Source organism: Paractinoplanes pyxinae, assembly GCF_026626335.1.
Taxonomy (GTDB): domain Bacteria; phylum Actinomycetota; class Actinomycetes; order Mycobacteriales; family Micromonosporaceae; genus Actinoplanes; species Actinoplanes pyxinae.
This window is the reverse complement of the sequence record NZ_JAPNTZ010000002.1, coordinates 560,916-571,887: the sequence shown is the minus strand read 5'-3', so window position 1 is coordinate 571,887 and position 10,972 is coordinate 560,916. Positions and strand designations below refer to the sequence as shown.

Sequence of the window (10,972 nt, the reverse complement as noted above, 5' to 3'; positions counted from 1 at the left end):
ACTTGCTGCTGTCAGCGTGCCTGTCAGCGGACACACAGTCAAGGGCTGCGAGGCGGGTCGGCCCCGCGCCGCCCGTTGCCCGGCGCGCTTAGGCGACCATACTCTACGGCTTGCCCGGTTGGACCCGCTTTGTACGTCGCGAGCCCGACAGCCGGCGGAATCGCTCTGACCAGCAACAACGGTGGAAATATACGAATGGCGAGGACCCGCACACGGGTCCTCGCCATTCGCAAGAGAAAGCAGTGGAGCGTTAGATCACTTGAGGGTGACCTTGGCGCCTTCACCCTCGAGCTTGGCCTTGGCGGCCTCGGCCTTCTCCTTGTTGACACCCTCGAGGATCGCCTTGGGGGCGGACTCGACGGCGTCCTTGGCCTCCTTGAGGCCCAGGCCGGTCAGCTCACGCACGACCTTGATGACCTGGATCTTCTTGCCACCGTCGCCCTCGAGGACAACGTCGAACGAGTCCTTCTCGGCCTCGGCCTCGGCCGCGGCACCCGGGGCGCCCGGGGCCGCCGCGACGGCAACCGGAGCGGCCGCGGTGACCTGGAAGACGTCCTCGAACTGCTTCACGAACTCCGACAGCTCGATGAGCGTCATTTCCTTGAACGCGTCGAGCAGCTCGTCGGTGCTGAGCTTCGCCATGTCTGGCAACCTTTCCTAGCTTCTTGTCAAAAAGTCTTGCTGGTGCGCGGTGGCTCAGGCCTCCGCGGGACCGTCCTTCTCGCGCTTCTCCTGAAGAGCGGCCGCGAGGCGCGCCACCTGCGACAGCGGAGCCTGGAACAGACCCGCAGCCTTGGTCAGGTTGCCCTTCATGGCGCCGGCCAGCTTGGCCAGCAGAACCTCACGCGACTCGAGGTCAGCGATCTTGTTGACGTCATCCGCCGTGATCGCCTTGCCCTCGAACACACCGCCCTTGATCTGCAGGGCGGGGTTGGCCTTGGCGAAAGCCCGCAGGCTCTTGGCCGCCTCGACCGGGTCGCCGTTGATGAAGGCGAGCGCGGTAGGACCGGTGAACAGCGTGTCGAGGCCTTCGATGCCCGCGTCGGTAGCTGCGCGCTTGGCCAGGGTGTTCTTCGACACCGCGTACTTGGTGTCGCCGCCCAGCGAACGCCGCAGCTCGGTGAGCTGCTTGACCGTGAGACCGCGGTACTCGGTCAGCACGGTGGCCGACGAGTTACGGAAGTCGTCCGTCAGCGCCGCGACGGCACTGGCCTTGTCGGCCCGGACCGGCTTGTCCGCCATGTCCCTCCTCTCTCAGTGCTCGAACCACCGGCCGAACGCGAAGGAGGGGCAGAATGAGAAACGCCCCGGCGCAGGGCGCACGGGGCGGAGCAGGCAAATTCCGGCGCGATTGCTCGCGGGGCCCGATCACGAACCGTCCAACCTGCGCGGGCCGCCCGCATCGTGCGGGACCTTCGACCGCGGCGCCCGTCTTGCGACGAGGCCACGACGACCAGCGGTCTGTGGGTGGAACTTCGAGAAGCAACTGTACGCGACCCGGTCGCGACCGCCAAATCAGGTGCGCGAGCGACGCAGACCGGCATAGGCGCCGAACGCGACGGCACACCAGGCGACGGCCCAGCCGGTGAGCAGGGCCAGGGTGCCGGCGGGCGGCGGCTCGACGTCGTTGAGGGCGCGGGCGGTGGCCATGACCGGCGGAACCAGCCACGGGGCCAGGGAACCCTGCAGGCCCAGGACGACCACGAGGACGGCCGCGGTGACCAGGACGGCCACCCCGTTGCGGACGCCCCGAGTGACGGCCCGGCTGGCCAGGGCGCCGATCGCCACGGCGGGCGGTACGGCGAGCAGATGGGCCAGGACGCCCAGCAGCGTGCCGCTCAGCAGCCCCCGGCCGGTCTCGATGCCGTGGAACAACCAGGGCGCGACCATCGCCAGCGCGCAGACGAGCAGCGCCAGCAGGCCGGCGGCCACCACCCCGGCCACGGCCTCGCGGCGGCCGCCCACAGCGACCCGGGCCAGCCGGCGCTGCACGTCGGGCTCGGCGTCCAGCAGCAGCTTCGACTGCCAGGCCAGCACCGGGAACAGGGCCGCCGCCGAGTACCCGTAGGCCACGGACGCCGGCGACGCTCCCCCGCCGTAGATCGCCCCGAGCACCACCAGCACCGCGATGGCCGGCGCCATGATCCGCCCACTCCGCAGAAACCCGGCCACCCGCATCCGAACCAACGACGTCACTGAGCCGGTCGTGCCCGGCAGTTCTGCTTTCATGAGCCGCCGCCGACCTCTCGGCCCGGGGAACCACCTGGCGTACTAGTCCACGCCGGCCCTGAGCGGCCCTGCTGCGGTTGTGACACGGCGATGTCCCGTACGTCCAAGATCTGATGCCCTTCGGCCTTGAGCCGGGCCACCGCCTGAGATGCCGCGTCCCGCCGGACCTTGACCTCGATGACCACCTCGCCGGACGACGGCGCGGCCGGCGCTGAAGCGGGCGACACAAGACCATCGGATACCTGCCAGTGGATGGCGTCGGGTAGGCCGGCAATCTCGCCGCGATGGTCGCTGACCAGCACCATGCCGCCCTCCGCGGTCACCTCCGCGACGATCTCGGGGATTAAAGTGCGAGCGACCGAGTCCAGCCCCTCCCACGGCTCGTCCAGGATCAGCAGGCCGGGCCGCGCGATCAGGGCCTGGGCCAGACCGACCTTCTGTGCGGTGCCCTTGGAGAGATCGGACAAGCGGGTGCCGGTGTGCTCGGTGAGCAGCAGCCGCTCGATCCACTCGTCGGCGGCCCCTCCCCGGAGCGACGCCATCCGGCGCAGGTAGTCACCGGCGGTGAAGGCTTGATCGGCCGGAAAGCGCTCAGGCACCCAGCCGACGACCGGCGGGCGATCGCGTACGAGGCCGCGGGACGGGCGCAGCACGCCCGCCGCGAGCTGCAGAAGAGTCGACTTGCCGGCGCCGTTGCGGCCGAGCACGACCACCGTGCTTCCCGGCTCTATCGACGCGTCCACCTCGCGCAGAGTCCAGTCGGCTCGGCGGCCGTAGCGGAACCAGACCCCGTCAAAACGCACGACGGAACTTTGCCACAGAAAAGCCCCCGGGGATGTCCCCGGGGGCTGCTCCTCAGTTCCGAAAAAATCAGGCTTCGGTGGCGCCGGTGAAGCCCTTGACCACGTTCGGGTCGACCGGCACGCCCGGGCCCATCGTGGTGGTGACGACGACCTTCTTGAGGTACTTGCCCTTGGCGGCGGACGGCTTGGCCCGCAGCACCTCGTCCAGCACCGCCGCGTAGTTGTCCACCAGCTGGTTCTCGCTGAACGAGGCCTTGCCGATGATCAGGTGCAGGTTGGAGTGCTTGTCGACGCGGAAGGTGATCTTTCCGCCCTTGATCTCGTTGATCGCCTTGGTGACGTCCATGGTCACCGTGCCGGTCTTCGGGTTGGGCATGAGACCACGCGGGCCGAGGATGCGGGCGATGCGACCGATCTTGGCCATCTGGTCGGGGGTGGCGATCGCCGCGTCGAAGTCGAGCCAGCCGCCCTGGATGCGGGCCACGAGCTCGTCGGTGCCGACCTCGTCGGCGCCGGCCGCGACGGCCTCTTCGGCCTTGGCGCCCTGCGCGAAGACGATCACGCGGGCGGTCTTGCCGGTGCCGTGGGGCAGGTTGACCGTGCCGCGGACCATCTGGTCGGCCTTGCGCGGGTCGACGCCCAGACGCATGGCGACCTCGACGGTGGCGTCGAACTTGGTCGGACTGGCGTCCTTGGCGAGCTTGATCGCCTCGGTCGGCTCGTAGAGCTTGTTCTGGTCGATCGACTCGGCGCCCTTGCGGTAGCCCTTGCTGCGCTGCATTTCACTTACTCCTGTGGTAGATGGCGGGCCCGCGCTTGATCGCGAGCCCTCCCACTGACTGCTGTATTACAGGGTCAGATCTTGGCGACCTGGTTGAAGTTCAGCTCCACCGGCGTCTCACGGCCGAAGATGGAGACCAGAACCTTCAACTTCTGCTGGTCGGCATTAATTTCACTGATCGAGGCGGGCAGCGAGGCGAACGCGCCGTCGGTGACCGTGACCGAGTCGCCCACCTCGAAGTCGAGCACCTTGACCTCGGGCTTGGCCTTCTTCTCCTCCTGCTCGACGGCGGGTGCGAGCCACTTCAGCACCTCGTCGAGCGAGAGCGGGGCCGGCCGGTCGACCCGGTCGGTCGCGCCCACGAAGCCGGTCACCCCGGGGGTGTTGCGGACGCAGGAGTACGACTCGGGGGTCAGGTCCATCCGGACCAGGATGTAGCCGGGGAAGACCTTGTTGTTGACCTGGACGCGCTTGCCGCCCTTGACCTCGACCTCTTCGCGGGTCGGGACCTCGACCTGGAAGATGAAATCCTCCATGTCGAGGCTGGTGATGCGGGTCTCGAGGTTGGTCTTGACCTTGTTCTCGTAGCCCGCGTAGGAGTGCACCACGTACCAGTCGCCCGGGGCGTAGCGCAGCTTCTGCCGCAGCTCTTGCACCGGGTCGAAGTCCTCGTCCGGCTCGGCGGGGGCAGCCTCGGCCTCAGCTTCGGGTTCCGCCGCCTCGGGCGTGGTCTCGGTTGCCGCGGCCTCGACCGACTCGTCGGTTTCCGCCGTGGCCACTGACGACTGCTCGTCGACGGCCTGCGGGGTCTCGTCGTCGTACTCAGGCACGCTAGCTCACTTCCAGATCGGTCTTGCTCAAAGCGGGCTCAGCCGCCGAACGCCCAGAGGATGACCTTGCCCAGGCCGAGGTCGAGGAAGCCGACGATCGTGGTCATGACCGCCACGAAGACGATCACGATCGACGTGTAGGTCAGGAGCTCCTTGCGCGTCGGCCAGATGACCTTACGCAGCTCGCTGACGACCTCACGGAAGAAACCACCGATACGGCCGAAGAAGCCGGTGCGGCGAACCTCTTTCTTGGGCTTGGCCGATCGCTCGGCGACGGCGGTGCCGCCACGACCCACCGGCTCGGCGTCGTCGTCAGCGACGTTCTCGTCGTCAGCCACGACGTCGTCGTTGAACACCTCGTCGTCGGCCGGGTCGCCGGCGTCACCGGGTCGGTTCCTCTCGGCCATGGCGCCCTACTTCCGTCATCGATGGAGATGGGGTCCCCCGTCGGCGCTCGGGACCGGGGCGCGGGGATGGTGACCGCGCACCGGGCGGGCACGTCTAGGAGGTTTGCGCAGGGGTGACAGGACTTGAACCTGCAGCCTGCGGTTTTGGAGACCGCTGCTCTGCCAATTGAGCTACACCCCTGTGCGGGGCTCGTACCGCCCCTGAGGCAGCGTGCCTCAGAGGGGTCATTGCCCCACGGCGCACCAGTGTACGGGTTCACACCGGCCTTGCCCAACCCGGGCTCGCCCTAGCGTTTGCGGATGGTCGCCTGAGCCAGTGAGAGCACCTTTTCGCCCTGGCAGGTGGCGGTCAGCACCAGCCTGGTCAGGCCCTCGGCGGTGGTCTCTTTCACCGTGCCGGTGACCAGCACCTCGGTTCCCTCGTCGGTGTCGGGCACCGGCACCGGCCGGGAGAAGCGCACGCTGTACTCCACGACCGCGTCGGCGGCGCCGGCCCAGGTGGTGACGGCCCGGCCGACCAGGGCCATGGTGAACATGCCGTGCGCGATGACGCCGGGCAGCCCGACCCCGGTGGCGACGCGGTCGCTCCAGTGGATCGGGTTGAAGTCGCCCGAGGCGCCCGCGTAGCGGACGAGGTCGGCCCGGGTGACCCGGAAGGTCTGCGGCTCCAGGGTGTCGCTCATGTCAGTGTTCCCCTCGCTGCACGAGCTTGGACCAGACCGTCACGACCGGCTCGCCGGCGGCCGTGGTGACCTCGGTGCGGGTGGTGATGAAGTCGTGCCCGCCGCGCGAGGTGATCTCGTCGACCGAGTTGACGCAGACCAGTTCGTCGCCGGCCACGACCGGGCGCGCGTACGCGAACTTCTGGTCGCCGTGCACGACGCGGCTGTAGTCGAGGCCGAGCGCCGGATCCTCGATGATCTGCCGGCTGGCGGCCATCGTGATCACGACCGGGAAGGTGGGCGGGGCCACCACGTCGGCGTAGCCGAGGGCGCGGGCCGCCGCCGGGTCGTGATATTCGACGTCGGCGGCGCCGATCGCGCGGGCGAACTCGCGGATCTTCTCGCGGCCGACCAGGTACGGCTCGGTGGCCGGCCAGCTGCGGCCGACGAATGACTGGTCGAGGGGCATGCCCACAACCTACTGGGTTCGGAAATGACTCTGCGCCGCCCGGTCGTGACCGGACGGCGCAGGGTGAAGCTTGAGGGGTGTGTCAGCGGGTCTCGCGGTGAAGCGTGTGACGACCGTCGCGCGGGCAGAACTTCTTCAGCTCGATGCGGTCGGGGTCGTTACGACGGTTCTTCCGGGTGATGTAGTTCCGCTCCTTGCACTCCGTACAAGCCAGGGTGATCTTCGGACGGACGTCGGTCGCCTTGGCCACGACGGGTTGCCTTCCTGCTAACGGGGTTGAACGACGCTCCAGATTACTCCGGAGGAGCGCCGACATGCAAAGTGGGACCCCGTGGGATCCCTCATTACAAAGTAGCGGTGGCCGGACTTGAACCGGCGACACAGCGATTATGAGCCGCTTGCTCTGCCATCTGAGCTACACCGCCAGAGCCAGGCTCAAGTCCAGCACCTGAAGCTATTCAGCGCCTGAGGCGGGAACGAACCCGGTAGAGCCCCCTTACGGAATCGAACCGTAGACCTTCTCCTTACCATGGAGACGCTCTGCCGACTGAGCTAAGGGGGCTTGCGCGCGATCTCTCGCTTGGTGCGCAGGGAAGAGCTTACACGGCCCGCCACGGGGGGTGAAATCGACTCCCCCAAAGCCGTGTCGCCGCAGGTCAGATGACCGCCCGGAGCCGGCGGACCTCGCCCGTCTCGGTGGTCGCGGGCTCGGTCTGGGCGTTGAACCAGGCCTCCAGCCGCTCGTACGGCAACGGGCGGCTGAACAGGTAGCCCTGGCCGATCTCGCAGCCCATCTCTTCCAGCAGGTCGAGGGTGAGCTCGCTCTCGACGCCCTCGGCCACCACCGTGAGACCGAACTCACGGGCCAGGCTGATCACCGCGCGCACGATCGCCAGGTCGCCGGTGTCGGTGGCCATGCCCTGCACGAAGCTGTCGTCGATCTTCACCTCGTGCACCGGCCACTGGCGCAGGTACTGCAGCGAGGACGCGCCGGTGCCGAAGTCGTCGACGCTGAGCCGGACCCCCAGGTCGCGCAGGCGGTAGAGGGTGGGCAGCACGCGCTCGATGTCGCTCAGCATGCCGGGCTCGGAGATCTCGAAGGTCACCTGGGCCGCGGCCACGCCGTAGTGCTCGAGCAGGCCGGCGACCTGGTCGGGGAAGCGGGAGTCGAGCAGGGTGCGCACCGAGAGGTTGACCGCGATCGAGAGCGGGCGTTCCTGGTCGGCCCACTCGCGGCAGCGCCGCAGGCCCTCGGTGAGCACCACCTCGGTGAGGCGGGACAACTGGCCGGTGTGCTCGGCGACCGCGATGAAGTCTTCCGGCAGCACCTCGCCCTGGGCCGGGTGCTGCCAGCGGGCCAGGCACTCGACGCCCACCAGGTGGCGGTCGGTCAGCGTGACCTTGGGCTGGAAGTAGACGTCGAGGGCGCCGTTGTCGAGGGCGGTGCGCAGGTCGGCCGCGATGCCCAGGCGGCGGACGGCGCGGGACTCGAGCGCGGGGTGGAAGAGCTGGACGCCGTACGGAAGGACCTTGGCCGCGTTGCCCGCGAGCTCGGCCCGCTGCAGAAGCGTCTCGGGATCGGCGCCGTGGTCGGGATAGACCGACACCCCGACGGCCGTGTCGACGTCGAGGGTGAGCGTGCCGACCGTCATCGGGCCGCGCAGCTGTTCGCGCATCTCGGTGGCCAGCTGAACGGTCGCGTCGGTGCTCTCGGCGCGCAGCGTGACCACGAACTCGTCGCCGCCGATCCGGCCGACCAGGGCGCCGGGGCCCGCGATGGCCCGCAGGCGGCCCGCCACCTCGGCCAGCAGCTTGTCGCCGGCGGCGTGGCCCATCGACTCGTTGACGTCGCGCTGGCCGTCGACGTCGAACAGCAGCACCGCGACCACTTCGTCTTCCGCGCGCACCTTGACCGACTCGGCCAGCGCGTCGATGATCCGGCGCCGGTTGGGCAGCCCGCTGAGGCGGTCGTGATACGCGTCGTAGAGCAGACGGTCGACCAGCCGGGAGTTCTCCACCGCGGCGGCCGCGTGGGCCGCGATCGTCTCGAGCACCTGTATGTCGGCTGCGCGGAAGGACCGGGTGTCGCCGAGCCGGTTGACCACCTCGAGCGTGCCGATCGTGGTGTGGCCGGAGCGCAGCGGGACGATCAGGACGTCTTTCACCTTCGAGGCCCGCAACTGCTTGCGCAGATCCTGGGTGGCCGCGAAGCTCGGCCCGACCGCCAGCGTGCCGCCGTCGGCGAGCGCCCGCTCGCGCACCGTGGACGGAGTCGGGGAGATGTCGAGCAGGCCCTTGTTCTCCACCCGGGCGGTCAGCAGGACCTCGGGATGCCGGCCCTGCGGCGCCAGCCAGAGGGTGGCGTACTCCGAGCGCATCAGCGCCTGCACCCGGCCGAGCAGCACGTCGGGCAGGGAGGCGTCGTCGCCGGCCTCGCGCACCGCCTTGGTCAGCTCGTAGACCTCGGCCAGCGTGCGGTGCTGGCGGAAGAACTCGGCGAACGAGCGCAGCATCAGGATGAGCGCGACGACCAGCACCGCGAGCAGCAGGGCCGACCAGCTGGTGGCCTCGAGCGCGACCAGGAAGACCAGGCCGATCACGATGTTGATGCTGGCGAAGATCAGCGCGGAGACGCCGCCCCGGAGCACGTCCTGCCCGGCGCGGAAGCCGGTCACCGCGCCGACCACGCCGGCCAGGCTGAGCACGTCGGTGATCGTGTAGACGAGCAGAGCGGTGGCCAGGAACAGCCAGGTGCGCGGGTCGGTGCCGCTGTGGCTGGGGAGGGCGGCGAACACCAGCGAGGCCATCGTGATGCTGGCCGAGTTCTTCGCGACGTTGAACCACAGCTTGGCCGGCGAGATCACGGTCGAGCGGATCGACTGGGTGATGACGGTGGCCGCGGCGACCACCAGAACCACCATAGGCCGCGGCAGATAGAACAGCGTCAGGACGAAAGGAACCTCGACCAGGACGATGTTGTAGGTGCTGCGGCGGATGACGATCTGAAAGACACCGACGTAGACCAGGCAGATGCCGGCCAGCGCGAGCAGGCCGTAGGCCCAGTCGTCGAACCAGTCGCGATCAAGGGTCCAGAAGACGGCGAAGCAGCTGAGCGTGAAAACGGCCAGCGGACCGGTGATCAACCATGCGTACTGCGCGGAGCGCGGCCGCGCTCGTGGACGCTCGGCCATCGCGCTCCTCGTCGGTTGATCGCCCCAGTGATCTTCCCGGCTGCCCGGCTGGGATTTCCTAGTCCCACTCCACGCCGAAGTTGGCCGTCTGGGTGGGAGCGGAGTAGGACGAGCGGTCGGCGGCAGTGCTGTCAGCCTCCGCACCACTCGCGGACACGGCAACACCGCCGAAAACGGCGGCGAGCACGAAAACCAAGCCGGCGACGCGGCCTAGCTTCCTTGCGAACATGGTGGCTCCTGTTGCGCGCTCCGGTGGGGTTCCATGATGGTGCCACACGGTATGTGCGACTGGCAGTGTCCACCGGCGGGTCGAAACCGCACATTAGGAAATCCTGACCGAACGGTTGAGTTCTCACCCCCACGCACCAGCGCAGAATTGACAACTTTATGACCGAAATAATGGGAGAAGTGAGGGCAATTCGCATGGCGGTAGCGCCCTCACGGAGTCCATGACAGCCGGGCTAGGACGTCGCCGCCGGGCGGTCGGTGGCGCTGTACTGCGACCACGAGCCCGGGTAGAGACGGCCCGGGCCGAACCCGGCCCGCTCGAGGGCCAGCAGGTTGTGGCAGGCCGTGACGCCCGAGCCGCAATAAGAGATGACATCGGCGTCCCCGGTCACTCCGGCCGCCTCGAAACGCTCCCGCAACTGCGCGGCCGGGAGGAAGCGCCCGGTGGCGTCGACATTCTCGCGGCAGGGGACGTTGCGGGCGCCCGGGATGTGGCCGGCCCGCGGATCGATCGGCTCGGTCTCGCCGCGGAACCGCTCGGGCTGGCGGGCGTCGATCACCACGGAACCGCCCGCGATCGTGTCGGCCAGATCGGCCAGGCGCGCGGCGGGCCACGGGCGCGGGGTGAAAACAGCGTGGTCGCGCTTGGGCGCGCCGGTCTCGCGTTCTGTCCCGTACGCGTCGAGCCCGCCATCAAGCAAAGCAGCCGACCGCCCCGAAGCGCGCAGCATCCAGACCAGCCGGGCGGCCATCACTCCCCCGGCGTCGTCGTAGGCGATCACGGTCGCGTCGTCGCCCACGCCCAGCGCGGACATGCGCTCGGCGAACCGCTCCGGATCGGGCAGCGGGTGCCGGCCGTCGGCGGCGCTGGGCGCGGCGGCGAGGTCGGCGTCCAGATCCACGAAGATCGCCCCGGGCAGGTGGCCCGCGTCGTACGCGTCCCGGCCCTTCCGCCCGTCCAGGTAGGCGCGGACGTCGGCCAGAATCACCCGGTCGTGGTTGGCCCGGACCCACTCGGCGTCGACGACCGGCTCGATCACTCGCGAACTCCCCTGCTCTGCTCTATCTGTTCACCGGGTTCCGGCGGCCGCGGGGGCGGAACCGGACCAGCGCCACCCCGGCCACGATCACCGCCAGCACGGTGATCGTGGTGGTGACGACGCCGTTGCTGAGGCCCGTGCCGACCACGACCAGGCCCAACGCCGTACCGAAAAGCAAGTGATAGAAACCGGCGTCGCGCACGGAGCGAAAAGCCCGGGCGGTCGGCTCCGGCGCCCGGCCGGTCACCAGAATGACCAGGCCGAACACCGCCAGCACAGCCCCGGCCGCGCCGCCCGCCACCATGGTCCAGCTACTGGTGCTCATCGCCCCA

14 protein-coding genes and 3 tRNA genes are annotated in these 10,972 nt (G+C 69.0%); all 17 read right to left on the bottom strand.

Annotated features, from left to right (window positions below; translation table 11 throughout):
* Positions 1-255 precede the first annotated feature (255 nt).
* The gene (rplL, locus tag OWR29_RS07305; RefSeq protein ID WP_267561740.1) at positions 256-642 is read right to left on the bottom strand and encodes a 50S ribosomal protein L7/L12; all 387 of its coding nucleotides are present in this window, start codon (positions 640-642) and stop codon (positions 256-258) included.
* A gap of 54 nt (positions 643-696) precedes the next feature.
* Positions 697-1,242 carry a 50S ribosomal protein L10 gene (gene rplJ / locus OWR29_RS07300; RefSeq protein WP_267561739.1) on the bottom strand — a complete coding sequence of 182 codons (546 nt, stop codon included), beginning with the start codon at positions 1,240-1,242 and terminating at the stop codon, positions 697-699.
* Between the two features lie 273 nt (positions 1,243-1,515).
* Positions 1,516-2,229 carry a hypothetical protein gene (locus tag OWR29_RS07295; RefSeq protein ID WP_324291226.1) on the bottom strand — a complete coding sequence of 238 codons (714 nt, stop codon included), beginning with the start codon at positions 2,227-2,229 and terminating at the stop codon, positions 1,516-1,518.
* Positions 2,226-3,032, bottom strand: a complete 807-nt coding sequence (locus tag OWR29_RS07290; protein WP_267561738.1) for an ATP-binding cassette domain-containing protein — start codon at positions 3,030-3,032, stop codon at positions 2,226-2,228. The genes OWR29_RS07295 and OWR29_RS07290 overlap by 4 nt, the downstream gene beginning before the upstream one ends.
* A 67-nt stretch (positions 3,033-3,099) precedes the next feature.
* A complete protein-coding gene (rplA, locus tag OWR29_RS07285; RefSeq protein ID WP_267561737.1) occupies positions 3,100-3,813 on the bottom strand; it encodes a 50S ribosomal protein L1 in 714 nt (237 codons plus the stop codon).
* A 74-nt stretch (positions 3,814-3,887) separates the two neighbouring features.
* Positions 3,888-4,643: a transcription termination/antitermination protein NusG gene (gene nusG / locus OWR29_RS07280; RefSeq protein WP_267561736.1), complete on the bottom strand. Its 756-nt coding sequence runs from the start codon at positions 4,641-4,643 to the stop codon at positions 3,888-3,890.
* A 38-nt stretch (positions 4,644-4,681) separates the two neighbouring features.
* Positions 4,682-5,050 (bottom strand): preprotein translocase subunit SecE, encoded by a 369-nt coding sequence (gene secE / locus OWR29_RS07275; protein WP_267561735.1) that lies wholly within the window; start codon positions 5,048-5,050, stop codon positions 4,682-4,684.
* 108 nt (positions 5,051-5,158) lie between these two features.
* Positions 5,159-5,231: transfer RNA gene (locus tag OWR29_RS07270), tRNA-Trp, on the bottom strand.
* A 106-nt stretch (positions 5,232-5,337) separates the two neighbouring features.
* On the bottom strand, positions 5,338-5,733 hold the full coding sequence (locus tag OWR29_RS07265; RefSeq protein WP_267561734.1) for a MaoC/PaaZ C-terminal domain-containing protein: 396 nt from the start codon (positions 5,731-5,733) through the stop codon (positions 5,338-5,340).
* Position 5,734: 1 nt separating this feature from the next.
* Complete coding sequence (locus OWR29_RS07260; RefSeq protein ID WP_267561733.1) at positions 5,735-6,181, bottom strand: MaoC family dehydratase N-terminal domain-containing protein; 447 nt, start codon at positions 6,179-6,181, stop codon at positions 5,735-5,737.
* A gap of 82 nt (positions 6,182-6,263) precedes the next feature.
* A complete protein-coding gene (gene rpmG / locus OWR29_RS07255) occupies positions 6,264-6,431 on the bottom strand; it encodes a 50S ribosomal protein L33 (RefSeq protein ID WP_015618978.1) in 168 nt (55 codons plus the stop codon).
* Between the two features lie 102 nt (positions 6,432-6,533).
* A tRNA-Met gene (locus tag OWR29_RS07250) sits at positions 6,534-6,606 on the bottom strand.
* 64 nt (positions 6,607-6,670) lie between these two features.
* Positions 6,671-6,743, bottom strand: a tRNA-Thr gene (locus OWR29_RS07245).
* Positions 6,744-6,837: 94 nt separating this feature from the next.
* Entirely contained in the window at positions 6,838-9,372 is a 2,535-nt protein-coding gene (locus tag OWR29_RS07240) for a putative bifunctional diguanylate cyclase/phosphodiesterase (protein ID WP_267561732.1), read from the bottom strand.
* Positions 9,373-9,430: 58 nt separating this feature from the next.
* Positions 9,431-9,601, bottom strand: coding sequence for a hypothetical protein (locus OWR29_RS07235; protein WP_267561731.1), 171 nt, complete (start codon positions 9,599-9,601; stop codon positions 9,431-9,433).
* Positions 9,602-9,833: 232 nt separating this feature from the next.
* Positions 9,834-10,640, bottom strand: a complete 807-nt coding sequence (locus OWR29_RS07230) for a sulfurtransferase (RefSeq protein ID WP_267561730.1) — start codon at positions 10,638-10,640, stop codon at positions 9,834-9,836.
* Between the two features lie 22 nt (positions 10,641-10,662).
* Positions 10,663-10,965 carry a hypothetical protein gene (locus tag OWR29_RS07225; RefSeq protein WP_267561729.1) on the bottom strand — a complete coding sequence of 101 codons (303 nt, stop codon included), beginning with the start codon at positions 10,963-10,965 and terminating at the stop codon, positions 10,663-10,665.
* Positions 10,966-10,972: the final 7 nt, after the last annotated feature.

Coding starts and splice junctions, on each gene's coding strand:
- rplL (WP_267561740.1), bottom strand. CDS start 642: ATGGCGAAGCTCAGCACCGACGAGCTGCTCGACGCGTTCAAGGAAATG.
- OWR29_RS07240 (WP_267561732.1), bottom strand. CDS start 9,372: ATGGCCGAGCGTCCACGAGCGCGGCCGCGCTCCGCGCAGTACGCATGG.
- OWR29_RS07235 (WP_267561731.1), bottom strand. CDS start 9,601: ATGTTCGCAAGGAAGCTAGGCCGCGTCGCCGGCTTGGTTTTCGTGCTC.
- OWR29_RS07260 (WP_267561733.1), bottom strand. CDS start 6,181: ATGCCCCTCGACCAGTCATTCGTCGGCCGCAGCTGGCCGGCCACCGAG.
- OWR29_RS07295 (WP_324291226.1), bottom strand. CDS start 2,229: ATGAAAGCAGAACTGCCGGGCACGACCGGCTCAGTGACGTCGTTGGTT.
- rplA (WP_267561737.1), bottom strand. CDS start 3,813: ATGCAGCGCAGCAAGGGCTACCGCAAGGGCGCCGAGTCGATCGACCAG.
- rplJ (WP_267561739.1), bottom strand. CDS start 1,242: ATGGCGGACAAGCCGGTCCGGGCCGACAAGGCCAGTGCCGTCGCGGCG.
- OWR29_RS07225 (WP_267561729.1), bottom strand. CDS start 10,965: ATGAGCACCAGTAGCTGGACCATGGTGGCGGGCGGCGCGGCCGGGGCT.
- secE (WP_267561735.1), bottom strand. CDS start 5,050: ATGGCCGAGAGGAACCGACCCGGTGACGCCGGCGACCCGGCCGACGAC.
- OWR29_RS07265 (WP_267561734.1), bottom strand. CDS start 5,733: ATGAGCGACACCCTGGAGCCGCAGACCTTCCGGGTCACCCGGGCCGAC.